Source organism: Bacillus sp. SRL543, assembly GCF_984799205.1.
This window is the reverse complement of the sequence record NZ_OZ481794.1, coordinates 4,007,728-4,033,290: the sequence shown is the minus strand read 5'-3', so window position 1 is coordinate 4,033,290 and position 25,563 is coordinate 4,007,728. Positions and strand designations below refer to the sequence as shown.

26 protein-coding genes are annotated in these 25,563 nt (G+C 47.4%); 20 read left to right on the top strand and 6 right to left on the bottom strand.

Annotated features, from left to right (window positions below):
* Nucleotides 1–47 precede the first annotated feature (47 nt).
* From AC4E8B_RS20650 to AC4E8B_RS20635, 4 genes are all read left to right on the top strand, one after another.
* Nucleotides 48–692, top strand: coding sequence for an exonuclease domain-containing protein (locus AC4E8B_RS20650; RefSeq protein WP_490215268.1), 645 nt, complete (start codon nt 48–50; stop codon nt 690–692).
* A gap of 127 nt (nt 693–819) precedes the next feature.
* Nucleotides 820–1,392, top strand: coding sequence for a GNAT family N-acetyltransferase (locus AC4E8B_RS20645; RefSeq protein ID WP_490215267.1), 573 nt, complete (start codon nt 820–822; stop codon nt 1,390–1,392).
* 31 nt (nt 1,393–1,423) lie between these two features.
* A complete protein-coding gene (locus AC4E8B_RS20640) occupies nt 1,424–2,002 on the top strand; it encodes a GNAT family N-acetyltransferase (protein ID WP_490215265.1) in 579 nt (192 codons plus the stop codon).
* 116 nt (nt 2,003–2,118) lie between these two features.
* A complete protein-coding gene (locus AC4E8B_RS20635) occupies nt 2,119–2,682 on the top strand; it encodes a hypothetical protein (protein ID WP_490215264.1) in 564 nt (187 codons plus the stop codon).
* Nucleotides 2,683–3,090: 408 nt separating this feature from the next.
* On the opposite strand, the gene AC4E8B_RS20630 is transcribed toward AC4E8B_RS20635, so the two are convergent.
* A complete protein-coding gene (locus AC4E8B_RS20630) occupies nt 3,091–3,225 on the bottom strand; it encodes a hypothetical protein (protein ID WP_490215263.1) in 135 nt (44 codons plus the stop codon).
* A gap of 165 nt (nt 3,226–3,390) precedes the next feature.
* Here AC4E8B_RS20630 and AC4E8B_RS20625 point away from each other — a divergent pair, with 165 nt between their 5' ends.
* The 6 genes from AC4E8B_RS20625 to AC4E8B_RS20600 all read left to right on the top strand — a co-directional run bounded on the left by AC4E8B_RS20625 (nt 3,391) and on the right by AC4E8B_RS20600 (nt 8,793).
* Nucleotides 3,391–4,029: an adenine nucleotide alpha hydrolase family protein gene (locus AC4E8B_RS20625; protein ID WP_490215262.1), complete on the top strand. Its 639-nt coding sequence runs from the start codon at nt 3,391–3,393 to the stop codon at nt 4,027–4,029.
* A 293-nt stretch (nt 4,030–4,322) separates the two neighbouring features.
* Nucleotides 4,323–4,592, top strand: a complete 270-nt coding sequence (locus AC4E8B_RS20620) for a hypothetical protein (protein ID WP_490215261.1) — start codon at nt 4,323–4,325, stop codon at nt 4,590–4,592.
* Between the two features lie 27 nt (nt 4,593–4,619).
* Nucleotides 4,620–5,129, top strand: a complete 510-nt coding sequence (locus AC4E8B_RS20615) for a spore coat protein (RefSeq protein WP_490215259.1) — start codon at nt 4,620–4,622, stop codon at nt 5,127–5,129.
* A 245-nt stretch (nt 5,130–5,374) separates the two neighbouring features.
* Nucleotides 5,375–6,178 (top strand): FixH family protein, encoded by an 804-nt coding sequence (locus AC4E8B_RS20610; RefSeq protein WP_490215258.1) that lies wholly within the window; start codon nt 5,375–5,377, stop codon nt 6,176–6,178.
* A gap of 116 nt (nt 6,179–6,294) precedes the next feature.
* On the top strand, nt 6,295–7,074 hold the full coding sequence (locus tag AC4E8B_RS20605) for a DUF4931 domain-containing protein (RefSeq protein WP_490215257.1): 780 nt from the start codon (nt 6,295–6,297) through the stop codon (nt 7,072–7,074).
* 546 nt (nt 7,075–7,620) lie between these two features.
* On the top strand, nt 7,621–8,793 hold the full coding sequence (locus tag AC4E8B_RS20600; protein ID WP_490215255.1) for an FtsW/RodA/SpoVE family cell cycle protein: 1,173 nt from the start codon (nt 7,621–7,623) through the stop codon (nt 8,791–8,793).
* 26 nt (nt 8,794–8,819) lie between these two features.
* Here the strand turns inward: AC4E8B_RS20600 and AC4E8B_RS20595 are convergent, their stop codons facing one another.
* The 4 genes from AC4E8B_RS20595 to AC4E8B_RS20580 form a co-directional block, all read right to left on the bottom strand.
* Nucleotides 8,820–9,884 (bottom strand): Ger(x)C family spore germination protein, encoded by a 1,065-nt coding sequence (locus tag AC4E8B_RS20595; protein ID WP_490215253.1) that lies wholly within the window; start codon nt 9,882–9,884, stop codon nt 8,820–8,822.
* Entirely contained in the window at nt 9,881–10,969 is a 1,089-nt protein-coding gene (locus AC4E8B_RS20590; protein ID WP_490215251.1) for a GerAB/ArcD/ProY family transporter, read from the bottom strand. The genes AC4E8B_RS20595 and AC4E8B_RS20590 overlap by 4 nt, the downstream gene beginning before the upstream one ends.
* 17 nt (nt 10,970–10,986) lie before the next feature.
* A complete protein-coding gene (locus AC4E8B_RS20585; protein WP_490215250.1) occupies nt 10,987–12,468 on the bottom strand; it encodes a spore germination protein in 1,482 nt (493 codons plus the stop codon).
* 163 nt (nt 12,469–12,631) lie between these two features.
* Nucleotides 12,632–13,600 carry an ABC transporter substrate-binding protein gene (locus tag AC4E8B_RS20580; protein ID WP_490215248.1) on the bottom strand — a complete coding sequence of 323 codons (969 nt, stop codon included), beginning with the start codon at nt 13,598–13,600 and terminating at the stop codon, nt 12,632–12,634.
* Between the two features lie 201 nt (nt 13,601–13,801).
* Between AC4E8B_RS20580 and AC4E8B_RS20575 the strand changes: the two genes are divergently transcribed.
* The 7 genes from AC4E8B_RS20575 (at nt 13,802) to AC4E8B_RS20545 (ending at nt 19,006) form a co-directional block, all read left to right on the top strand.
* On the top strand, nt 13,802–14,803 hold the full coding sequence (locus AC4E8B_RS20575) for a FecCD family ABC transporter permease (RefSeq protein ID WP_490215247.1): 1,002 nt from the start codon (nt 13,802–13,804) through the stop codon (nt 14,801–14,803).
* A complete protein-coding gene (locus AC4E8B_RS20570) occupies nt 14,803–15,858 on the top strand; it encodes a FecCD family ABC transporter permease (protein ID WP_490215246.1) in 1,056 nt (351 codons plus the stop codon). Before AC4E8B_RS20575 ends, AC4E8B_RS20570 begins: the two co-directional genes overlap by 1 nt.
* A 52-nt stretch (nt 15,859–15,910) precedes the next feature.
* The gene (locus AC4E8B_RS20565) at nt 15,911–16,738 is read left to right on the top strand and encodes an ABC transporter ATP-binding protein (RefSeq protein WP_490215245.1); all 828 of its coding nucleotides are present in this window, start codon (nt 15,911–15,913) and stop codon (nt 16,736–16,738) included.
* Nucleotides 16,731–17,465, top strand: coding sequence for an IucA/IucC family C-terminal-domain containing protein (locus AC4E8B_RS20560; RefSeq protein WP_490215243.1), 735 nt, complete (start codon nt 16,731–16,733; stop codon nt 17,463–17,465). The genes AC4E8B_RS20565 and AC4E8B_RS20560 overlap by 8 nt, the downstream gene beginning before the upstream one ends.
* Nucleotide 17,466: 1 nt before the next feature.
* The gene (locus AC4E8B_RS20555) at nt 17,467–17,730 is read left to right on the top strand and encodes a YusU family protein (RefSeq protein ID WP_490215241.1); all 264 of its coding nucleotides are present in this window, start codon (nt 17,467–17,469) and stop codon (nt 17,728–17,730) included.
* Nucleotides 17,731–17,856: 126 nt separating this feature from the next.
* Entirely contained in the window at nt 17,857–18,051 is a 195-nt protein-coding gene (locus AC4E8B_RS20550; protein ID WP_490215240.1) for a hypothetical protein, read from the top strand.
* Between the two features lie 37 nt (nt 18,052–18,088).
* Nucleotides 18,089–19,006 (top strand): proline dehydrogenase family protein, encoded by a 918-nt coding sequence (locus tag AC4E8B_RS20545; protein WP_490219811.1) that lies wholly within the window; start codon nt 18,089–18,091, stop codon nt 19,004–19,006.
* Nucleotides 19,007–19,553: 547 nt separating this feature from the next.
* Here AC4E8B_RS20545 and AC4E8B_RS20540 read toward each other — a convergent pair.
* The gene (locus tag AC4E8B_RS20540) at nt 19,554–19,682 is read right to left on the bottom strand and encodes a YuzL family protein (protein ID WP_009791500.1); all 129 of its coding nucleotides are present in this window, start codon (nt 19,680–19,682) and stop codon (nt 19,554–19,556) included.
* A gap of 297 nt (nt 19,683–19,979) precedes the next feature.
* Here AC4E8B_RS20540 and AC4E8B_RS20535 point away from each other — a divergent pair, with 297 nt between their 5' ends.
* The 3 genes from AC4E8B_RS20535 (at nt 19,980) to AC4E8B_RS20525 (ending at nt 25,461) form a co-directional block, all read left to right on the top strand.
* On the top strand, nt 19,980–22,361 hold the full coding sequence (locus AC4E8B_RS20535; RefSeq protein ID WP_490219810.1) for a 3-hydroxyacyl-CoA dehydrogenase/enoyl-CoA hydratase family protein: 2,382 nt from the start codon (nt 19,980–19,982) through the stop codon (nt 22,359–22,361).
* A 59-nt stretch (nt 22,362–22,420) separates the two neighbouring features.
* A complete protein-coding gene (locus AC4E8B_RS20530) occupies nt 22,421–23,596 on the top strand; it encodes an acetyl-CoA C-acetyltransferase (RefSeq protein ID WP_490215239.1) in 1,176 nt (391 codons plus the stop codon).
* 80 nt (nt 23,597–23,676) lie between these two features.
* Nucleotides 23,677–25,461, top strand: a complete 1,785-nt coding sequence (locus tag AC4E8B_RS20525) for an acyl-CoA dehydrogenase FadE (protein WP_490215237.1) — start codon at nt 23,677–23,679, stop codon at nt 25,459–25,461.
* The last annotated feature ends 102 nt before the right edge of the window (nt 25,462–25,563 follow it).

Sequence of the window (25,563 nt, the reverse complement as noted above, 5' to 3'; positions counted from 1 at the left end):
AAAATCCAGCTTTCTATTCGAAGGCAAAAAATATAAAGGTGATTAATATGAATATAAATAAAAAAGGACTGCTGGTCGACGTGGAAACCACCGGCCTGGCTCCTGGCGGGGACGAAATCATAGAACTGGCATTTATTCTGTTTTCTTATGATGAAGCTACAGGGGAAATCATCGAGGTAGAGGAAAAGGATTCTTTTTTGAGGGAGCCGCTTTCAAGCAGGGCGCTGAGAAATTACAGCAGTGCCTACAGGATTCATGGGATTCCATTTGAAATGGTAAGGGGGCAGGAATTCCATGATGATTCTGTCCAGTCTTTCCTGAATAAAGCAGACTCTGTATTTGCCCACAATGCCTCATTTGACAGAAGCTTCATGTATCAAATGTATCCCGAAGTGAATGGCCTTAAATGGTATTGCACCATGAAGGGAGTACAGTGGAAAAAGTATGGCTTTGCCAACAGCAAACTGGCGACGCTCCTTTCTGCCCATAATATTACAAATCATCAGACACACAGGGCGATGGACGATATTACATATCTGATGGAACTGATGAAGCAGCAGAATCCGGACGGGGGACTGTTTTTAAAAGAGGTGCTTGATAAAGGCCCGATGAGAAAATACCAGCCTGCGAAAAAGCCTGTGAAAACTTATAATTGGAGCGCCGGCAGCAGCATTGATCCCCCCTTCAATTAATCTATTTAACGAAACCGCCTTATAGGCGGTTTTTTATTATAGGAAATGATGAAAGTTTCCATTTTTTGAGAAAGGTTTTATTGGTATAATGGAAATATTACAAAAATGATTACGAAGAGGTAAACCTATGCTATTGACAGAAAATGAAGTTATTCTCCGGACAATCACCGAAGAAGATTTGCCCCGATTATGGGAGCTGGCTTTTAAGGAAGAGCATCCAGAGTGGAAAAAATGGGACGCTCCGTACTTTGAGCATAAATCATTGACGTTTGCTGAATATGAACAGCGTAAAGAGCAAGTAGTCAACCAGGAGGATATGCTGGCCATCGAAATTAACGGCAAAATCGAAGGGACGGTCAGCTATTATTGGGAGCATGTGCCATCTCTGTGGCTGGAGATGGGAATCGTCATTTATTCGCCGGAATATTGGAATGGCGGCTATGGGACAAAGGCATTGAGACTCTGGATCAGCCACCTTTTCCAAACAAAGCCGATTGCCCGGACCGGGTACACCACCTGGTCGGGAAATGAGCGGATGGTCAAGGTCGGCGAAAAGCTGGGGATGACGATGGAAGCAAGATTAAGGAAATGCCGAATTTATAATGGTGTCCATTATGATTCGATCCGGATGGGCCTTTTGCGTGAAGAGTGGGAAAGCAATCCTGTCTTTCAATCGGCTGGGCCGGATGCTGGAGAATAATTATGACAAACAAGAAACGGAAGTATGTCCAATGAATAAAATAAAAGAAGAATTGAAGAAGCCGTTTCCGGCACTTGAAACGCCCCGCCTCCTGCTCAGGAAAGTGGAACAGGGAGATGCTGCTGATATCCTCAGGTATCTTTCCGATCCTGAAGTGACGAAATATTACGGACTTGAGCCATTTGCTGATTTGGAGGATGCGCGCTCCGAAATCCGCTGGTATGAGCGCATACTGAAGGAAGGCACGGGTGTCCGCTGGGGAATTTCGTTAAAGGACGGACAAGGGCTGATCGGCAGCTGCGGATTTTTGAATATGGATTCCAGCCATTTCCGGGCAGATATAGGGCTTGAGCTGGATCCTGCTTATTGGAATCAGGGAATCGGGACCGAGGCAATCGGGGAAATCATCCGCTATGGTTTTGAGAGCATGAATCTGATGAGGATCCAGGCATTGATTGAACCTGCAAACATCCAGTCCCAGCGCCTTTTCGGGAAATGCGGTTTTATCCGTGAAGGATTGCTGAGGAACTATGAGTATACCTGCGGGAAGTTTGATGATCTGCTGATGTTTTCCAGCATAAATCCCAATCATCTAAGCCCAGGGTCTTAGAAGCAAATAATGCCAGAGTTCGTTTTTAAGGGAGCATTGTGGCTGTATGATTATGGAGAAGGGCAGCACGGTCGCCACTGCGCATTTCCCTTCATTTTTTTCAGGAGGGAAAAGAAATGGGCCATCGCCAGGTATTTGTACTGCTGACCGATACAGGAACTTTATTCACAAAGCTGATCCGGGTATTTACTGGAAAAGAGCTCAATCATGCGTCCATCTCATTTGATGAAGGGCTGCTGGATGTCTACAGCTTCGGGAGGATCAATCCTGCCAATCCGTTTTCCGGGGGATTCGTGAAAGAAGATGTGCGCGCGGATTTATTTGCAAAGGCCCGCTGCGCGGTGTATGCCTATACGGTGAGCGAGCAGGAGTATGGCAGGATGCAGGAGCAGGCGGCATTCTTTGAAGAAAACAGGCATCATTATAAATATAATCTCCTAGGCTTGTTTGCCGTGCTGTTCAACTGGGAATATAACAGGTCCAATGCCTTCTTCTGCTCTGAATTCGTCGGGACCATCCTTAAGGAAACCGGCGGATGCCGGGTGGAAAAGCCTGTTTCACTCCTCAAGCCGCATGAACTGGAGAAAGTCTTTTCGCTTCATCTTGTATATAAAGGCAGTCTGTCTGATTACCTTCAGGCAGATATAGTACGGGAAAGCATGGATGCTTCCATCGCATGAAGGGAAGCCAGCTCTGTTAGGGGCTGGCCAAAATGTCAGGATGCTGACGCCTCGCTTTTCTTCTGTCCAGCTGCGGGTGCCAGTCCCGCCTTTCGATTTGTCCAGCTCCGGTGGCTAGAGCCTCGAGTCATAAGCCAATCAGGCCAGAAGGTTAAAGAACAACCTTCCGTCCTGCTCGTCTTATGCTGGGCCCGCAGGATGCGGGTCATGCAGGCGTTGCCACAGGACGTGGCGGTTTTAGCCTGCGTTCCTTGATTCTGAACAAGCCGCCTCCGCATTTCGATTTGTCCAGCTCCGGCGGCTAGAGCCTCGAGTCATAAGCCAATCAGGCCAGAAGGTAAAGAACAACCTTCCGTCCTGCTCGTCTTATGCTTGTCGGCTCTGAACAAGCCGCCTCCGCATTTTGGGTCAGTCCGCGTCTGTTTTGCTTTTTTGGTCTTTGTTGTGTTTATTTCCTTTGCTGTTGTCGCCGCTGACTGGCTCGGACAGGCCAGCGCGCGGGGAATTTTGGTTATGGCTGCCTTTGTTAACCTTTTTTGTCATCGAATTTCCCCCCCTTATTATAAGTACATCATTATCATCCCATGAAGGATTCTTTTATATGCAGCAGCGGGCTTAAGGAATGGCTGGGCCCCGGCCGCTTCCGGCTGGGTTGCTCTGGCATGCTATGCTATAATGTAGGCAAAATGGCTAAACGAGGTGAACGATATGCTGGAAACGATACTGGTGTGTGTGAGCAGCCCTCAGCATGCTGAAACCCTCATTCAAAGGGGCAAGCTCCTTGCTGATGCGTTTAAAGGGAAGTGCTATGTACTTTCGGTGCTTCCGGGACAGGAGGAGGAGCTGGACTTCAACCAGATACAGACAAAGATGCTGTTCGAATCACTGGCTGAAAAGTACGGCCTCCCAGCCATCCAAAAGTATAAGAACGGGGAGAAGGTTTCTGATTTAATCGCGGAAACGGTGCGGGAGAAGTCCGCCACTCAAATCGTCATGGCCCACGCGGTCCAGAGCAAATGGGAAATGGTCATCAAGCATTCCCTCGTTAACCATTTGTTCGAGCTTCTCGAAGGCGTCGATCTCCATCTTGTAGAAGTGAACCGCAATGTCTTCGATCCGGCTGGAGAATGGGATAAAGGGATAGATGCCTCTTTGGTAAAAGAAAAAGCAGACAGCTATAGAATATCCTTTGACGATGTCGGGAAAGAAGGGACAGTTGGAACCTTTTTCAGGGAATTGTCCACCGACTTTTCCAATGGCTTTTTTGTAGCAGGGAATGGAAAAGATCAAAAAGTCATTAAAATCCATAATGGAATTGCTGCAGCAGAAGCTGTGGAAAAGGAATGACTGTTTTAAGAACATAATTTACTTATAAGATATAGATGGCGGCATACAGTGCCGCCTCTTTCTTTATTCTTTTAAAAGGGCCCCCGGCATAGGGCCCTTTTTTTGCGTCCGGGGGATGAGCCCGAACTAAATGGATGAAATCCCATATACAAGTAGTATAAGGGCCAAGCGTCATGAAGGGCGCGCTATCTGCCGATACAAACGCCCTTTTAAGCCGGGATAGGGATTAGCCCTCACTTGCCGGCTTAAAAATCATATTAAATAGTATAAGCGCTCGGAGGGGGTGAACTGTGTTGGATGAACTAAACAACAAGATGGCTGAGCTATCGAATCAGCTTGTAAGCCTTAAAGTCAGAGACCTTTTAAAGCGGAATCAAAGCGATGAAAGCGGATTGAAAACGAAAAGCCTGTCAGATGAAGAAAAGACGCGTATCCGCAATCTTGTGAAAGATCTGGAACAGCAGGTTAATGATTTTGTGGAAGCACAAAAAAAGAAAAATGATTCCGCCGAAGAAGAGCCAAAGAAAGAAGCCAGACGCACATTTAGGAAAAAAAGCCGCTAAGGCAAAAAATTAAAGGGAGAGATTACATTGTTAAGTGGAAACTATCGTCCTAAGGTAGAAGATGTTTATTGTGAAACTAATACTGCCGGCGCTTCATGCCACCACAGCGGATGGAATGCCCTTGATCCTTCATCAAGCCATCCTATGAGCATTTTTGACAGCAGCGACAGAGATGTAAAAGATGTAGTGCAAGGCACGAATTTGGGCCAATACTCTAAAGAGTCCATTGTCCTTAAAAACTGCCTCAATGTTGAAGTGAATTCAAGTGAAACCCAAGTTGCAGCTTCATTGCAGGCTGCCCTTGTTGTAGCCATCGTGATTGTCATCAATATCTCGATTGCTGACGGAGGCCAAGCTGAAAGAATCACGGAAGATCTGCTTCAATTCACACAGATCAGCCAATCTAACCGACAAAGCGTTTATATTGAAAATGCGAAAGACTGTACTGTAAACCTTGAAGATACTCAGGTAGCCCTGTCACTCAACCTTCTGATCCAGATCCTTCTTGCACTGGTCATCGAACTGGAAATCCTGTAAAACCGCAGTCTTAACGCGCAAATCTTTATCCAACCCTACCTCCTTTAATATAATAGATACGCGGCATAGGGGCCTTCCTTGTGCTGCTTTTTTTTGAGGATTTGGAGCCGGGGGGAATGAAAGATATAATGTACATAGAGGCACAGCTTCCGTTATTAAATGTTTGATGTAATTTCTTACTTATTTCACAATTAAGAGATATAGTATCCTGTATAAAAGGAATTTGAATGAAAGAGGGACAAAAAATGAAGAAGTATCTATATGTTTTTATCCTTGCCGTAATGGTCCTTGCAGCCTGCGGAAAAGATTCTGGTGACAGCAGCCAGGGAGACGCGGGGCAGGTGCCGGAAATTCTTGAAGCGAAGATTGATATTCCGCAAGAAGTGGATCTGAATGAAGAAATAACTCTTTCTGTCGAGGTGGTGCAGGGGAAAGAGGCTGTAGAGGATGCAGATGAAGTGAAGTTTGAAATATGGCAGGACGGCAATCAGGAGGAGAGCGAAATGCTCCCTGCAGAACATACAGGCAAAGGGATTTACGAGGCCCATAAGACCTTCGTCAAGGATGGGGATTTTATAGTCCAGGTCCATGTGACTGCAAGGGATATGCATACCATGCCAAAAGCCGAGGTACAAGCCGGTGAGGGCGGAGAGGCTGACAACAGCGCGGACGGAGAAGCCGGTCATGACCATGGGGAAGATGAAGGGCATGACCATGCATCAGGCGGAGAAGAATCCTCACACCATCATGGTGAGGCGGCAATCAGTTTCATCAAGCCGGACCACATCCATGCGGACCAGGCAGCGGGCCTAGAGGTCCAGGTGGACAACCAAGATGGGGCTCCCCTTGAAAAAGCGCTTGTTAAGCTGGAAATCATGAAAGAAGGAAGAGACACGCCTGAATGGGTGAACCTGACAGAGTCCGGAAAAGGCAAATATTCAGCAGAGCATAGTTTTGCAGAAGCGGGCAGCTATACAGTGACTGTCCATGTGGAGAACTCGGAAGGACTGCATGAGCACTCGGATTTCCCGCTGGCAGTCAGCGAATAGGGAAGAAAAACGGCAGCTGCCCGGCTGCCGTTTTCCTTTTCAAGGGCAAAAAGGCGCCAGAGGCAGGGGGGAAGTGATATGATTTACAGGAGAAAAACCTGCAGGATGGTGGAAATATGACAAGAACACATTTGAATTTCAACACTTCAATCGGAGTGAAAAAACCTAACAGTATCCGTGACAAAGAGCAGGGCTGCCCTTTCTGTGAAAGAGAAGAGCTGACCGATATCCTTGCAGTCGAGGACAATATCATTTTGCTGAAAAATAAATTCCCTGTACTCGAAAATACCCTTCAGACCGTTTTGATTGAATCGGACGAATGCAGCGGGGATATCTCAACATATTCTTCAGAGCATCTGGAAAAGCTGCTTAGCTTTGGATTGAAGCACTGGCTTGATATGGAAAACAGCGGGCGCTTCACATCTGTCCTGTTTTTTAAAAACCACGGGCCGCTCTCAGGTGGGACCATTGCGCATCCCCATATGCAGATTGTCGGACTTAATGAAGTGGATTATACAGACAACATCAGAGAAGAAGAGTTTGAAGGACTGGCCATCAGCCAAAAAGGCAAAACGCTGTTCAATATTTCAACATTCCCGAAAATCGGTTTTTATGAATTTAACGTAAAGTTCGGAGGCATGGACGAAATCGCTGCCTTTGCTTCTTATATTCAAGCAGCGGTCCGCTATATCCTTCACAGTTTCCCGTTCAAATGCACCAGTTATAATTTATTTTTCTATAAACTCGGGGATGACATCTACGCCAAAATAGTCCCGAGGTTCGTCACAACGCCTATTTATATTGGCTACTCCATCCCGCAAGTCCCCAATAATCTGGAGTGGCTGAAAGAAGATATCCGCAGCAAGTATTTTGACAGCTTCCCAGCTGCCGACTGATCGGGCAACTGAAAAAAAGAATAGTGAAAAATGAAATAATATCCAGCAGCATGAAAGAAGTTGTGATTTGTCTCTTAAAAAAATATAATGAAGAATTGTAGTAGATTTTTTGTTTGGGCAGCCTGCACAGCATAAGCAAGCGCCTCCGCTTTTCTATTTGTCCAGCTCCGGGCGCTAGCCTCTCGAGTCATAAGCCACTTAAGAATTGAAGGCAAAGAACGCCTTCCATCCTTAAGCGTCTTATGCTTGTCGAGGCTGAGCAAGCGCCCTCCGCTTTTCTATTTGTCCAGCTGCAGGGGCCATCGGCTCGAGTCATAAGCCACTTAGGAATTAAAGGCAAAGAACGCCTTTTATTCCTAAGCGTCTTATGCTTGTCGCCGATGAGCAGGCCCCTTCCGCTTTTCTATTTGTCCAGCTCCGGCGGCTAGGTGCTCGAGTCATAAGCCAATCAGGCCAGAAGGTTAAAGAGCAACCTTCCGTCCTGCTCGTCTTATGCTTGTCGCACCTGAACAAGCCGCCTTCGCTTTTCTATAAAAGGAGACGATTATGACTTCTAAAAATAATTCTAGTTATCGGATAGATTTTGGGTTAATTCTGATTTTGATGCTGCTGTGCCTGGTTAGCTGCATTTCGATTTACAGCGCGCAGACGACGGGGCAGTATAAAGATAATTTCCTGCTGAAGCAGATAGTGTGGTGGGTGGTCGGAACCGGGATTGTTGGAACGGTTATGACGCTTGATTCTGATCAGCTGAAGAAGATTTCCTGGTATGCCTATGGACTGGGAATTGCGCTGCTCGGATTTTTGATCGTGGCTCCTTCGGGGATTGCACCTGTCATCAATGGGGCAAAGAGCTGGTATACATTCCCTGCGGTAGGCTCCCTTCAGCCTTCTGAGGTTGTAAAAGTAGTGATCATCCTGGCTCTGGCAAGGGTGATAACAGACCATCATCCAAAATATCGGATCAAGACCATCCAAACCGATCTATGGCTGCTGGTGAAGATTGGTGCAGTCACATTCCTGCCGCTCATGCTTGTGATGCAGCAGCCTGACCTTGGAACCAGCCTTGTATTCATTGCGATCATGATCGGAATGATCTTCATTTCGGGAATCACGTGGAAGCTGCTGCTCCCTATATTCGGCGGAGGCCTTTCTTTGATTGCAGGTATTTTCTACCTTGTGCTCTGGCACCCCGACCTGCTGGAGAAATATCTGGGCGTCAAACAATACCAGTTCGGCCGGATCTATTCCTGGATCGACCCCTATAATTATCAGGGGACGACCGGCTTCCAGCTGACCCGCTCCCTGCTTGCCATCGGTTCAGGGGAAACAAGCGGAAAGGGCTATGGGACACGGGAAGTTTATCTCCCTGAAAGCCATACCGACTTTATTTTCAGCATTGTTGGCGAAGAGTTCGGGTTCATTGGGGCCAGTGTTCTGATCAGCCTGTTCTTCCTGCTGATTTATCATATTACAAAAGTGGGCATGGAAACGAAGAATGATTTTTACACCTATATTTGTGTAGGGGTCATCAGCATGATCACCTTCCATGTATTCCAGAATATCGGCATGACGATCGGCCTCCTTCCGATCACGGGTATCCCGCTTCCGTTCGTCAGTTATGGGGGAAGCTCGCTCATGGGCAGCATGCTTGCCATCAGCCTGATTTTCTCCATCCGCTATCATTACAAGAAATATATGTTCTCGAACAACGACTAAGGACAGGGAAGCCCCTGTCCTTTTTTTCATTCTATGACCCCTGATTCAAGTATCTCTACATTGCTGGTGACCTTTACGCTCAAACGTTTATATTCGTCTTCCCATTTTTTATAATCAAATCTCCTTGTTTTGCTTTTTACAATAGTCCCAAACCCCACCGGATCAATGTCTTCTTTCTGGAAGCGGGTAATGAGGGCTTCTGTTTCCCGGTCTATGAGACTCTGGAAATTTTTCTCCACCTCTTTGATTTCTTTGATGGTCAGCTGCTTTCCGGAGTATTCGCGGATGATCCCTTTTATGCTGATTTCGACCTTGAGCTTATAAGGCTCCCGTTCGATGATTTTGATTTTATGCTTCGATTTTATGCTTTTGATGGCTGCCTGGTCGTTCCCGATCTTTATCTTATAGGAACCCTCGCTGTATTTGTCTACCAGAAGCTTAAAAAAGAACATTTTTTCAGGGGGCAGCTCGTCCACCACTTTATCGTACTTAAATAAGGAGATGCCCGAAATTTCGACTTTATCCTTCCCGATGTCTTTCAGTTTAGGCAAATAAGCTGTTTTTCCCTGCTGATAAAAATTAGCCAGGAAAATTTGCAGATTGCTCTTAGGGACGTCGCGCTGCTCCATATTATGCTTGAGAAGATTGGAGATATAGATGGCATTTCCCCTTGTGCCATATTCGCCTTTCACGATATCGGCGGCTTTGCCGTCAGCAACAGCCAAAAAGACTCTGGCGCCAATGCTTGCGTCCCTCTGGAAAGAATCAAGAACATCAATGATACCCCTTTCTGTCAGTTCCTTTCCGAACACACCTACTTCCAAGCTTCCTGTCACTAAAGGTTCAGAAGACTGGCGCTGCATTTCCAGCAGCAGATCCCTGCTTAAAGTGGAGGTGCTGGTAAAAGTGACATTTTTAACAGGCTGATCCGGCAGGTAGACAGGGATGAGCGCGGTGCCTCGCAATTTATTATCCTCCCAATCATAAGCAATTCCGCTTTCAATATTTAAATCATCAATAATTTCTTTTTCCAGGCATCCTGTCAGCAGCAAACAGGCAGCGATGGGCGATAAGAAACTGGTCAGCCTCATTTTTTCCTCACCTTCTTTGCAATGATACTGCCGGCAAACAATAAAGGTACATAGCCGTAATTAAAATAGAAGCCGAATTGGGAAGAGATATTATTGAGAAGATCAATCTGCTCCCTGGTTTCAAATATATTGGCAACAGCAAGGCAAATAAGGACGATGCCAATGACGTTCTTGCGCTGCCGGATGCCGGAGACCCGTTTGACGATCCTGCTGGCCCCCCAAATTGCCAGGCAGGCATTCGGCAGTATGATCAGTATCCAGTTGGCTATCCCGATATATTCAAATCTTTCAACAAAGGGCATTTCAACAATCTTCCACATCGTCAATGTTGCCCAGACCGTTTTCTGCAGCTGCTTTTCAGAAAAATAGCCGAAGGTGATGATGGTCAGGATGACATAAAGTGAGGTTGTGGTGAAGATGGCGAGATGGGCCCATTTTTTCGATTTGCCCGGATCTTTTAGAAAAGGATAAACAAGCAGGAAAATTTCATAGCCAAGATAGGTCAGCGACATATCCCTCGCTGCCAGTGCAATATCTTTTATCGAATGATCCAATACTGGAAAAAGATTGCGATAATCGCTGAATGGTATCGCAAAGGCGAAGGTAAGCATCAGATAGCTTGGAAGTACGGCTCCCAGAAAGGCGACGCCAGTAACTGTCCGGAGACCCCCGCTGACTACATAGGCGGCTAGAATTAAAAAGCCTAAAGAAAACCAGAAGGTGCTCATTTCAGGGAAGAGCCACACTTGAATGACTTCGATATATGTCCTTAAGATGGTGACAGTCAGCAGGATGAAATATATGGAGAACCCCAGGCTCAAGACCTTCCCGATTTTCTTTCCGAAAATGAAAATGTTGATGGCTATTAAGTCCCCTCCTGCATTTTCAGCTGTTTTATACATCATCCAGAGAATGATATGGATGGAGACGCCAGCCGCGATGACTGCCATCCAGGCATCATAGCCGGCCGTTTTGGCGATGATCCGCTGATAGCCGAGAACACCGATGCCTATCTGTATGGATACAATTATATAAAATATCAGGAAGGGAGATATTTTCACATTTTCAGGCAAGGACTGCTTCATAGCCATAACCCTCCGTTTTACTCGTCAATGTCTTTCTTTTGCTGGGCCTTCTTTTTTGAAAAACGCTTTGGCTGTTCTGCCCGGACATACACCGGCCTGCTTGACTGTTTTGAGAACGGCAGGCGGATGAGCGCATCCTTTAGATCAGGGACCCTGAGCGGATAGATCGGCTCAAGGAACGGCCGGCCCAATGACGTCAGCCGGATCAAATGTGTCATTAAGAGGCAAAAGCAAAATACGATCCCGAGGAGCCCCCATAACTCGGCCAGGAAAAGAAATGGAAAGCGCAGCAGGCGGATTGTGTTGCCCATCCGGTAGACGGGTGTCGTAAAAGATGCAAGGGCGGAGAGGGCAACGATGATAAGAAGAATATTGCTCGTCAGGCCGGCTTCAACAGATGCCGTCCCAATGACGATTCCCCCTACGATACCGATTGTCTGGCCTACTTTGGTAGGCAGCCTTGCACCGGCCTCCCGCAGCAATTCTATAGTCAGCTCAAGGAAAAGGGCCTCCAGGATGGGCGGCAGCGGTATCTCCCTCCTGGAAGTAATCAGCGTGCTCATCAGATCTTTCGGAATCAGTTCGTAATGATACGACAGCGTTGCAACGTAAATGGGCGTGATCAAGATAGAAAAGGCAACTGCAAACAGGCGGACAAGCCTGAAGAAGGAAGACAGATACCAATTCAAATAATAATCTTCAAAAGAACTGAAATATTCCACAAGCGTTGTCGGGCATATCAGCACTTGAGGGGAGCCGTCCACTACAATGGCGATTTTACCTTCAGCAAGGATGCCGGAAACCCGGTCTGGCCTCTCCGAATCAAGGATTTGCGGGAATATTGTGTTTTGGTTGTCTGCAATGATTTCGACAATATAAGAACTGTCCATGATATGGTCTATCTCAATATCCTTCAGGCGCTGCCGGACTGTATTAACATTTTCATTGTCGGCGATGCCTTCGATAAACAGGACGGCGACCTTTGTTTTCGAAAGCTTTCCGATTGTATACTGCTCGATGATCAATTCCTTTATGGACAGTCTTTTCCGGATCAAGTTAAGGTTCTGGTCGATGGCTTCTACAAAGGCTTCCTTTGGCCCGATGACGCTGAACTCCACTTCAGGCTGGGTAAGGCTTCTCACAACTTCCTTCTGAGCTGCGACAAATGCGAAGTGCTTTACTTCTGTTTCGATCGTCACCATTACGTAGCCGTTAAAGAGCTTCTGTTCAATCTCTGAAGGGTCCTCAGAAATACTTACATCAGGGATGGGGACAATCTTTTTGACATCCTCAATCTTGGTGAAATCTTCCCCCTGCAGATAAGGGAGGACCCCTTTTTGCAGAATGCTCTCATCCACAAGTGTAGACATAAAGGTAAAACCGAACCTTAGTCCCGTTTTCTGGTTATAATAGAAAGTTCTCTTATAATCCTCCGATTTAATAAGCGTTTCTTCCCAGTCTTTGAACTCAACATCCTTTTGGATGCGTGGCTTTTTCATCCAGCTTTTCTTCTTCACATATATCACCGCGTCTTTTTAGCATTACCGATATTGTTGCCGAAATTGGAAAAGTTATGAACGGATGGCATCAAAAAAAGGATCCGTTTCCGGATCCTTTCTGCTGCTATATAAAAGAGGGGGCTTCTGTTAAGCAGGAAGTTCATTATTTGACCATGAATTTTTCAATATCATCAAGCATGAGGTTGGCTGCAAGAACACCGCCTGCTGTATTCCAGATGGTATCATCCACTTTGTACACATTTCCTGACTTAGCAACTTCAAGATTTTTGAAGAGAGGGTCTTCGATCCACTCTTTTTCCACATCTGTTGCTTCGCCGTCTCCGGATTCATAGGTAAAGTAGAAAAGTGCATCTCCGTCCATGGCCGGAATTCGTTCTTTCGTGGCATTTTTCTCGGCGAAATCATCTACATCCTGGCTCTCGGGACGGGCAAAACCGATCTGGTCAAGGATGACGCCTGAGAATGAATCTTTGTGATAGATGCGCACATCTCCGGCCATGAAGCGGACCATTGAGATTTCTTTGTTAACATCGTCGCCGAGTTTTTCCTTCAAATCAGCGATGCGCTGATCATAATCAGCAATGACTTGCTGGCCTTCTTCTTCTTTATTGATGGCCTTTGCATAAAGCTCGAAGTTTTCCTTCCAGTTGCCGCGCAATGTATCCGCAAAAATAGTCGGGGCAATTGACTTCAGCTGATCATAAATTTTTTCCTGGCGCATTTTGTTGCCGATGATCAAGTCTGGCTCAAGCGCTGCGATCGCTTCCACATTCACTTCGCTTTCAAGGCCGACAACCTGGACATCTTTCATTTGGCCTGAAATATGGTCATACCAGGGATCGCCTGTCCATGACTGAACAGCTCCAGCAGGTGTGACGCCCATTGCCAGCAGCGCCTCGGTGCCTTCGTTTGTCAGAATGACAATCTTTTCAGGTGTTTTTTCGATTGTTTCAGTTCCCATTGCATGTTCTACTGTGTAGCTTGTATCTTCGCCGCTGCCGGATGACTTTTTGCTGTCTGATGCTTCTTCCTCATTACCGCCGCCGCAGGCAGCCAGCATCATGATCGCCAGGAGTGTGATAAGGCCAAGATAAATTTTGCTTCGCTTCATTCTATGTATCCTCCTAAATGTTATTAAATGATAATCATTTTCAATGGCTTTTTTATCATAAAATGAAAGCGTTCAAGCTGTCAACAGATTAATGAAAATGATTCTCAAACTCATTGACAGAGTTTGCCGATTATCCTAGACTTATTAATAGAGAAAAAGCTGTTATTTGTTTATAAAAGAGTGCAGAAAGGTTTACGCAGGATGCTACTAAAAAAAACAGGGCATAAATGGCTCGGACTGTTTATGTCAATTCTTATACTTCTATTACTAATGTGCGCCAGCATAGTGTATGGCTATACAAATACAACCTGGAAAATGGCCTTTGAAGCTTTTTCCGCATTCGATGGTTCGAATGAACATATCATCCTCCAGTCGGTCCGCCTTCCGCGGGCGCTGATTGGGGCTGCTACTGGGGCGAGCCTGGCAATCGCCGGTGCGCTTATGCAGACGCTGACAAAGAATCCGCTCGCATCGCCGAGTGTATTTGGAGTGAATGCAGGCGCTGGCTTTGCAGTTGTGCTGGGCGTGACTGTGTTCTCGGTCTCCAGCCTTCAGGCGTATACCTGGATTTCATTTGCAGGAGCCGCAGCAGCTGCAGCAGCTGTATATGGGATAGGCTCTATTGGGCGGGAGGGACTCACGCCGATGAAGCTGACGCTGGCAGGGGCCGCGATGAGTGCCATGTTTTCCGCCTTTACCCAAGGGATGCTGGTTGTCAATGAAGCGGCATTGGAACAGGTGCTCTTTTGGCTTGCCGGATCAGTTTCAGGAAGGAAGCTGGAGTCTCTTACAGCTGTGCTGCCATACTTTGCGGCAGGCTGGATCGGATCCATGCTCCTTGCGAAAAAGCTGAATGTCATATCAATGGGCGAGGATGTTGCCAAAGGGCTGGGCCTCCGCACCGGCTGGACGAAGCTTTTCGCGGGAGCTGCGATCATCCTTTTGGCAGGCGGCGCTGTTGCCGTAGCCGGCCCAATTGTTTTCATCGGCATCGTCATCCCTCACCTGGCAAGGGCGGTTGTGGGGATCGACCATAGATGGGTGATCCCGTTTTCTGCAGCCATGGGGGGTATCCTCCTTGTCGCTGCAGATATATCTGCCAGGTATATCATCATGCCGCAGGAAGTCCCTGTCGGTGTCATGACCGCCATCATCGGCACCCCGTTTTTTGTCTATATCGCAAGAAAGGGGTTTGGCAGCTGATGTCCAAGTATATTAATTTCAGGCTTTTCAGGGGCAGGGTTTCCTTCCTGGCCGACCGGAAATCACTTTTCACAATAATCATTCTCGCTGCCGCTGCCTTTGCTGTCTTTCTTTTCAGCACAGGTACGGGTGAGCTGAAAATAAATCCGCTCAAAGTACTGCAGGTCCTTCTAGGCGGCGGAACAAACATGGAACAGCTTGTCATCAAGAATTTCCGTCTGCCGAGGATCATCGTGGCCCTTATGGTGGGAGTCGGGCTTGCCATTGCCGGAGGCATTCTTCAGGGCATGATCAGGAACCCGCTGGCTTCGCCTGACATCATCGGTATCACCGGGGGGGCATCAGTCGCTGTTGTCGCCTTCCTGGCATTTTTCAGTGATGAAAATAATGCCTTGACCGTAAGTATAGAATGGATGCCCGTTGCCGCTTTTGCAGGCGCTGCGGCCATTGCTTTCCTTGTCTATCTTCTGGCATGGAAAAATGGGTCATCACCGATCAGGCTTGTGCTGATCGGGATAGGGATATCCACCCTCACCCAGGCGCTTACGAACCTGATGATGATTCTTGGCCCTATCCATCAGGCTTCACAGGCCAATATCTGGATTACGGGGACTGTCCATGGATCAAATTGGGATAATGTGAAAATCATCGTCCCATGGATCATCTTATTATCTGTACTGGCTATGATTTTTGCCCGAAACCTGAATATACAAGAGCTCGGGGATGATGTGGCCACCGGAATCGGCGGAGCTGTGCAGCGCCACAGATTCATCATGCTGATGCTCAGTACAGGACTGATCGGCGGCTCAGTTGCTTTTGCCGGGGGAATTGGTTTTGTCGGACTCATGGCTCCCCATATCGCAAGGAGGCTCGTGGGATCATCCTTCGGTGCCCTGCTGCCTGTTGCCGGCCTGATTGGCGGCATTCTTGTAATGGCAGCTGATCTGATCGGCAGGACTTTGTTCTCGCCTCTCGAAATCCCGGCAGGTGTATTCACTGCCAGCATTGGGGCGCCATACTTTATCTACCTATTATTTAAAACCCGGAATGGGTAACATATCAAGCATATCAGCCATTGGATGACAAGATGAAAAAGGAGAGAGCGCTATGACCGTTGGGCAGGCAATTTCAACGAAAGAGCTGACACTTTCATACGGGGACACCATCATCATAAATGAATTGGAGCTCGAAATTCCCAAGGGGGAAATCACAGTCTTCATCGGAGGGAATGGCTGCGGGAAATCGACGCTGCTGCGTTCGATTGCAAGGCTTCTGAAACCGAAATCAGGTGCAGTCCTGCTTGAAGGCAAGACTATCTCAAAGCTGTCCACAAAGGATGTGGCCAAGAAGATGGCCATCCTGCCGCAGTCGCCATCCGCACCTGAAGGGCTTACTGTCCTGCAGCTTGTGAAACAGGGCAGATATCCTCATCAGACATGGCTGAAGCAATGGACTGAAGAAGATGAAACAAAGGTGAATGAGGCGCTTGCCGCAACAGGGATCGAGGAGCTGAAGGACCGCACAGTCGACTCTTTGTCAGGGGGGCAGAGGCAGCGGGCATGGATTGCCATGACCCTGGCACAGGATACCGATATCATTCTCCTGGATGAGCCAACGACTTACCTGGATATGACCCATCAGATTGAAATCCTTGATCTGCTGTTTGAGCTCAACGAGAGGGAGAACAGAACCATCCTCATGGTGCTTCATGACTTAAATCTTGCCTGCCGCTATGCCCATAATATAGTAGCAATAAAGGACAGGGAGATTTTTGCACAAGGGAAGCCTGAGTTCGTCATCAATTGCAGCCTTGTCCGCAATGTGTTTGGCATGGAGTGCGAGGTCACGATGGATCCGCTTTTCGGCACGCCATTATGCATCCCTTACGGAAAGGGCAGATGCATCCTGAAAAAGCCTGAGGCAGCCAGTGTCTGAACCGGCCCGGGCCTTGCGCAGGCTTGAAGACTTCCGCCTCGTTTGGACGGAAAATGATGACCCGCTTACGGCAAAAGCAGAGCGGCTGCTCTCCCCTGGAGAAATGGAATGGTATCTGGGCAAGCTTGCAGCAGAGCTTGATGCCCCCATCCATGCAGCAGGTTCTCTTTTTATAAAAAGGTATGCCTTCCTGGCAGTGATTTATTTATACAGCTTTACGGCTAAAAATCACAGGCTAGATGTGTCATATTCTAATGTTTCCGTCGTCTCTGCCTATCAGAATGAGATGTGGCTTCCGGGCTTTTATTTGAAAAATGCAGAATCCTTTCAAGCGGAAGCTGATTCGCGCGAAGAGTTGAGGGAACGCTGCTTTCATGCCCTTTTTTCAGAACATATGCAAACGATGCTGGAAAGGGTGTCACAAGCTTCCGGAGTCTCCAGACATATATTGTGGGAAAACATAGCCGTTTACATCTATTGGCTCTACGAATCAGTCCTTGCTGATGGACCTGATGAACTGAAATCAAGAGGAGCGGGTGATTTTGCCTGTCTGCTGGCATGGCCGGGAGGACGCTTTGGCATGAAGGATAATCCTTTTAAAAAGTATCATCACCCTGAAAAGGGGGCAAGGATGAGGAAGACATGCTGCCTCTCTGACACCATAGATGATTCGATGCAGTGCACTACCTGTCCAAAGGCATGCAGGCTGAGTGAAGGGGGAGTTTAGGATGGATTCAAAGTTTAAAGAAGAAATAGAGGGACTGTATAGTAAATACACGGAACTTCTTGTCGGCGAAGCTAATGAGGAAATGACCGAGAAGGTTAAGGTATGGATCCTTTATAATCATATTGCGAAATCAATGCCTGCCCTTGCACGTCATTGGAATGGAACCTGCCCGGAGTCAAAGGAAGGCGTCAAGAAGCTGATCATGGAAATCAAGGTGCTCAATGAGGCAAAGCGGAAAGAAGATAATAACAAAAGCGATTCATGAAGGATCTTCCAGGGCGGATGGTCCTTTTATTATTGCTTTAATGCTATATAAGAAAGAGCGGGAAGAGCAGATTTTAAGGCAGGTGGCTGCCGTTTACAGAGGCGGGATAAAGGGAGAATTCAGCAAATGGAAGAGTCTGGACGGCTGCCGACAAATCTCGCTAAATTTCACGGAAAATTATATTCAAATAAAGAGAAAGATGATAGAATTATGGTTATCAAAGGCACATTTCAGAAAATTGACCATATACAAAAATTGAATGTGATCCATGAGTCATCATCCTTTGCCACTGCCCCGATTTCGCTGAAAGACAGGGCTTAATTATACAAAATGTATGCGTTTTCAAGGGGGATCCATGATGGAACAAGTAATGAGGGACTTTTTTCTCTTTTTATCCAAAAATAAATCGCTGACAAAGCTTGCGAAGAAGTACGGCCTTCGTTTTGGGGCAAGCCGCTTCGTTGCGGGCGAAATGATCAGCCAGGCAGTCAACGTAATTAAAGATCTTAACAGCAAGGGTCTGGTAGTGACCATTGATTATTTGGGTGAATTCGTAGACAACGAGGCAGAAGCAAGGGAAATGGCGGACAACTCAATTTTGGCAATTGAAGCAATCGGCCGGGAAGGGATCAATTCACAGCTGTCGCTCAAAATGACGAGCATGGGACTAGATATTTCTGACGATGTCGTAATGGGGAATATGAGGCGCATCCTGGAAGCCGCCAAGAAAAACGGCGTGTTTGTCACGATTGATATGGAAGACTACTCGCGCTGCCAGAAGACACTGGATATCTTCAAACAGCTTAAATCGGAGTACGACAATATCGGGACAGTCATCCAGGCCTACCTGTACAGGACTGAAGGCGACATGGACGACCTTAACCAATACTCGCCCAATCTGAGGCTTGTAAAGGGTGCTTATAAAGAATCTCCTGAAGTCGCCTTCCCGGAAAAGAAAGATGTGGATGAAAACTTCAAGAAAATCATCAAAATGCATCTTCTGAACGGCAACTATACAGCCGTTGCCACCCATGATGATGCGATTATCGACTATACCAAGCAGCTGGTCAGGGAACATAGCATCCCGAACAGCCAATTTGAATTCCAGATGCTCTACGGCATCCGCAATGAGCGGCAGCTGGAGCTTGCCAATGAAGGCTATAAAATGAGGGTATATGTCCCTTATGGAACAGACTGGTACGGCTACTTCATGCGCAGGCTCGCAGAACGCCCGGCCAATGTGGCATTTGTTTTGAAGGGTATGGTTAAGAAATAAGAATGGAAAGTCCAGCAGGGAGAGATGCTGGGCTTTTTTGTTTTGAGGTGAGGGTGGAGGGGGGGGGGTGGTGCAAGTAAGTAAATGGGAGTTGCAAATGGGGGGGCGCAAATAAAATTGGAGAGTCCGAATATATATAATCAAAAAGTCGCAAAAAAACCAGAAATGCCGCTGTCGAAATTGAATAAGTATCTGCAGGCTAGGTTTTTGCCCGTTATCAAGGGTGAGCCATAAAAAATCATCAGTATGCTGCTTGTAAATAGCGGCGGAAACTGGCCAGTTGCTAATAAAAACTGAAAGTTGCTAATATAATTCCAAAGTTGCTAATAAAATCAAAAAGTTGCTAATAAATCCAAAAAGTTGCTAATAAATCCAAAAAGTTGCTAATAAAGTCAAAAAGTTGCTAATATCCGCAAAAACGGACTCTCCAACCCACATCCCACCCCTATCAAACAAACATCCTCCACCCCTCTGAGCCCATCACACCCCGCATTCCTCCCAAAACCAGCAAAAAGAGAGCGGCATCACCGCTCCCCTGCAGCAAATCTTACTTCTTATACTGATTGTTTTGGCTGTTCCTTTTGCCTCCGCCGTCGCGTTCAACTGTCGGGCCGGCGTCACCTTTCACACTGGCGGCGCTCACGCCTGCTTTAGAAGGGTTTTTCTTATGCTTCATCCTGCTCACCTCCTGCCTGCCAATCAAAGCTGATCGGGGAATATCCACCCGAAGAACGGCATTGCCTGGAAAAGCGGCCGTTCAATTGTAGAGAAGCTTCCATACTAGGTTGTCCATTCAAAGGCGATTCACTATAAGGCGGACATTGTAAATTTTAAGAAATTTCACTGCTAAATATTGCGAAAATTTCAGAAATATCTTATAGTAATAACTAACAGAACTCATTCTCTGCCATTTTTTTTAACAGAAAAATGAATGAGTGTTCATTCAAAAGTGTCAAAGGGGGAAACAAAATTGATCCAACAAATTAAGAAGGCAGCAGTATTAGGTTCAGGCGTAATGGGATCGGGGATTGCTGCACATTTGGCTAACATTGGCATCCCGACATTGCTGCTGGATATTGTGCCTCGCGAATTAAATGAGGCTGAACAGAAGAAAGGCCTGACATTGGAAGATAAAGCGGTCCGCAACAGGATCAGCCAGGGAGCGCTGCAAAAGCTTCTCAAGCAGAAACCGGCCCCGCTTACAAGCAAAAAAAGCCTGGCGCTGCTTGAAGCCGGCAATTTTGATGATGATATGGAACGTTTGAAAGATGTAGACTGGATCATTGAAGTCGTTGTTGAGAATCTGGATATAAAAAAGAAGGTATTTGCAAAAGTGGACCAGTTCAGGAAGCCTGGCAGCATTGTCAGCTCAAATACTTCCGGCATATCCGTCAACAGCATGGCTGAAGGAAGATCTGAAGATTTTCAGAAGCATTTTATCGGCACCCACTTTTTCAACCCGCCGCGCTATCTGAAGCTGCTGGAAGTAATTCCTGCCAAAACGACAGCCCCTGAAGTCCTTTCTTTCATGAAGGAGTTTGGTGAAGATGTGCTGGGCAAAGGTGTTGTTGAAGCAAAGGATACACCGAATTTCATCGGGAACCGCATCGGGACATACGGCCTTCTGGTCACAGTCCAGGAAATGCTAAAGGGCGGCTATAGTGTCGGCGAGGTAGACTCTGTAACCGGTCCGCTCATCGGCAGGCCAAAAAGCGCCACCTTCCGGACACTTGACGTTGTTGGACTTGATACGTTCATCCACGTGGCGAACAACGTATACGAGCAGGTGGACGGCAAGGAGAAAGAGGCCTTTGAAGTGCCGGCATTCATGAAGCAGATGCTTGAGAATGGCTGGCTTGGCAGCAAATCCGGGCAGGGATTCTTTAAAAAGGAAGGAAAAGAAATCCTTGAACTCAATCCGGATACACTCGAATACGGACCGCGCCAAAAGCTGAAAACGGCATCGGTTGAAATGAGCAAGCAGGAAAAAGGGCTGGCCAATAAATTGAAAGCGCTTGTATATGCGGAAGACAAAGCGGGACAGCTTCTCTGGAATATCCTCAGCCCGGCGCTTCTGTACTCTGCCGAGCTGCTTGGAGAAATTGCAGACGATATCGTGAGCATTGATAAAGCCATGAAATGGGGCTTTGGCTGGCAGATGGGCCCATTTGAAACCTGGGACGCTATCGGCCTTGAAAAATCTGTCGGTAAAATGGAAGCAGAAGGCAAGGAAGTCCCTGCATGGATCAAGGAAATGCTCTCAAATGGGCATACATCCTTCTATAAAGAAGAAAACGGGGATATTTCTTTTTATAAAAACGGCGAGTATGTGCCGGAAGAAGAAAATCCGAAGAATATCAATTTAAAGAAACTTAAAAAACAAAAGGGAGTCATTAAAAAGAATACTGGCGCAAGCCTTTTAGACCTTGGGGATGGGGTTGCCCTTCTTGAGTTCCATTCACAAAGCAATGCAATCGGGCTCGATATTATCCAGATGATCAATTTTGCGGTTGATGAGGTTGAAAAGAATTTCAAGGGCCTCGTGATCGGCAACCAGGGCAAGAACTTCTCGGTCGGCGCCAATCTGGCCATGATCCTGATGGAGGCTCAGGATGATAATGTCTTTGAATTGGACATGGTTGTCCGCCATTTCCAGCAGGCTATGATGAAAATTAAATACAGCACCAAGCCTGTTGTGGCAGCGCCATTCGCCATGACACTCGGCGGCGGTGCGGAGATCTGCCTGCCGGCAGCACATATCCAGGCTTCCATGGAAACGTATATGGGGCTTGTGGAAGCCGGCGTAGGACTCATTCCTGGCGGAGGCGGCAACAAGGAGCTTTATATCAAGCATCTTGAAGGCATGCCAAACGGGGTGGAGTTTGATCTGCAAAAAGTGGCCAACAAAGTATTTGAAAGCATTGCGATGGCCAAAGTATCGACTTCAGGCGAAGAAGCAAGGGAAAATAACTTCCTTGGAGCTGCAGACGGCATCAGCGTGAACGGAGACCATCAGCTGTATGATGCGAAGCAGGCTGTACTTGCTCTCCATGAACAAGGCTATACGCCTCCGGTAAGGAAGAAGGTTCCTGTTGTCGGCGAAACGGGATATGCGACGCTTCTCCTTGGAGCACAGGCGATGTTGTATTCAGGCTTTATTTCTGAGCATGATTTAAAGATTGCCCAAAAGCTGGCGTATGTCATTGCCGGCGGCAAGGTGCCATACGGGACGGAAGTTGATGAGCAGTATCTTCTGGATCTGGAAAGAGAAGCTTTCCTCAGCCTCGTAGCGCAGCCGAAATCCCAGCAGCGCATGCAGCATATGCTTGTTAAAGGAAAGCCATTGCGCAACTGACATATTGGCAGATTGATAGATTAAATCTCGAACATCCACAGAAAGAGAGGGAATGAACGATGAGAGAAGCAGTTATTGTTGCTGGTGCCAGGACGCCCGTCGGCAAAGCGAAAAAAGGAACACTCGCCCATGTCCGTCCAGATGATTTGGGGGCACTGGCTGTAAAAGAAACCTTAAGAAGGGCCGGAGGTTACGAAGGCAATATCGATGACCTGATTATCGGCTGTGCCATGCCGGAGGCTGAACAGGGGCTGAATATGGCCCGCAATATCGGGGCGCTTGCAGGGCTGCCCCACACAGTGCCGGCTGTGACAGTCAACCGTTATTGTTCTTCAGGCCTTCAGACCATTGCTTATGCTGCAGAAAAAATCATGGTAGGCAGTGCGGATACAGTCATTGCAGGCGGTGCTGAATCAATGAGCCTTGTGCCGATGATGGGCCATGTGGTCCGTCCGAATGCAAAGCTTGCCGAAAGTGCGCCTGAATATTATATGGGCATGGGGCATACCGCGGAAGAAGTGGCCAGGAAATACGGCATCAGCCGTGAAGACCAGGACGCATTCGCGGTCCGGAGCCACCAGAGAGCGGCTAAGGCAATCCAGGAAGGCAAGTTCCAGGATGAAATCGTGCCGGTGGATGTTACCTTCCGTTCAGTTGGAAAAGACAATAAGCTAGTTGAAAAGAATGTACAATTCACTACAGATGAGGGAGTTCGCCCGGATTCAACGGTTAATACGCTCGGCAAGCTACGTCCGGCTTTCTCTGTCACTGGCTCTGTCACGGCAGGAAATTCCTCGCAGACAAGTGACGGCGCTGCAGCGGTCATGGTGATGGACCGCGAGAAAGCTGAATCGCTCAGCCTGAAACCGATGGCCAAGTTCAGAAGCTTTGCCGTTGGCGGTGTGCCGCCTGAAGTAATGGGGATCGGACCGATTGTGGCGATTCCGAAAGCATTGAAGCTGGCCGGCCTGGAGCTGTCTGATATCGGCCTGTTCGAACTGAATGAAGCATTTGCTTCCCAATCGATACAGATCATCAGGGAGCTTGGCCTTGATGAGGATAAAGTGAATGTAAACGGCGGAGCAATTGCGCTTGGGCATCCGCTTGGCTGTACAGGTGCAAAATTGACACTTACGCTCCTGCACGAAATGAAGCGCCGCAACCAGCAGTTCGGGGTTGTCACAATGTGCATCGGCGGCGGCATGGGTGCAGCCGGGGTATTCGAGCTTCTCTAAATGCCGGCAATCAAATTAAAAGCTTAATTCAAAATAAAAAACGGAGCCTTGCGCTCCTTCAATTGAATGGAGGAAAAAAGATGTCTAACCAAACAGAAAGCGTAATCAAAGGCGGAAGTTTCCTGATCGAAGATGTATCCTATGAGCGTGTTTTTACACCGGAGGATTATACTGATGAGCAGAAAATGATTGCCAAGACAACTGAGGATTATGTAGTAAATGAAGTGGTTCCGCAGGTAGAACACCTGGAAAACCATGAGTTCGACCGCTCGGTCAAGCTGCTGAAGCAGGCAGGGGACCTTGGGCTCCTTGGCGCAGATGTGCCGGAAGAGTATGGCGGGCTTGGCCTTGATAAGGTAAGCTCAGCACTTATCGCTGAAAAAATGTCCCGTGCAGGCGGATTTTCAATCACCCACGGCGCCCATGTCGGGATCGGTTCTCTTCCAATCGTCCTGTTCGGGGATGAAGAACAAAAGCAAAAATATCTGCCTCTTTTGGCGACTGGCGAGAAGATTGCTGCCTATGCACTGACTGAGCCGGGCTCAGGATCTGATGCACTGGGCGCAAAAACAACTGCCAAATTAAATGCTGAAGGCACACACTATGTCCTGAACGGCGAGAAGCAATGGATTACCAATGCCGGCTTTGCCGATGTGTTTGTAGTTTATGCGAAAGTGGACGGCGAACATTTCTCCGCCTTCATCGTTGAGAGAGAGTATCCTGGCGTTTCCACGGGTCCAGAGGAAAAGAAAATGGGCATCAAGAGCTCTTCCACAAGAACGCTGATCCTGGAAGATGCACAAGTGCCGAAGGAAAATCTGCTGGGTGAACTTGGCAAAGGGCATATCATTGCCTTCAATATTCTGAATATCGGCCGCTACAAGCTTGGGGTGGGTGCAGTCGGAGCTTCAAAGCGCGCATACGAAGTTACTGTACAATATACAAATCAGCGCCAGCAGTTCAAAACGCCGATCTCACAATTCAACCTGACGAAAGAAAAGCTAGCCAATATGGCGGCAAAATTGTATGCGGCTGAGAGCTCTGTCTACCGCACAGTCGGCTTGTTCGAGGACCGTATGAGCAGGCTGACAGATGAAGAAGTAAAGAACGGCAAGGAAGTGGCCAACTCTATTGCAGAGTACGCAATCGAATGCTCTCTGAACAAGTTCTTTGCCACAGAAGTGCTTGACTATATTGCCGATGAAGGCGTACAGCTGCATGGCGGCTACGGTTTCATGGCTGAATATGAAATTGAAAGAATCTACCGCGATTCCCGCATTAACAGGATCTTTGAAGGTACAAACGAAATCAACCGCCTACTTGTGCCTGGCACATACCTGCGCAAAGCTTTCAAAGGAGAGCTCCCATTATTCCAGAAAGCACAGGCCCTTCAGGAAGAGCTGATGATGCTGATGCCTGAGGAGCCTGGCGATGAGCCTTTGGCACAGGAAAAATATTTAGTGAAGAATGCCAAGAAAATCGGCTTGCTTGCAGCAGGGCTCGCAGCACAGAAGTTTGGCAAAGCGATTGAAAAAGAACAGGAAATCCTAGTTAATATTGCAGACATCGTTTCCAATGCCTATGCAATGGAGTCAGCAGTACTCAGAACAGAAAAGGCAATCAGCAAGCATGGCGCTGAAAAGAGCAAGCAAAAGCTTCTTTACACGCAGATTTTCTGCCAGGAAGCTTTCAATAAGATTGAACAGGATGCAAAAGAGACTTTGGTTGCTGCAGAAGACGGGGATGCACTGCGCATGATGCTTTCCGCTCTACGCAAATTCACTCGCCACACGCCGATCAATCTTATTGCTAAAAAGCGCGAGGCGTCTGAGAAGCTGATTGATGCAGAGCGTTATGTACTGTAATCGGAAATAAATCCGGATTATCTTTGAACTAAAATCGTAATGACGCATTGCTCCTCTATCCGGAGGGGCAATTGCTGTTTTTGGACACCCTTAATCTGACGA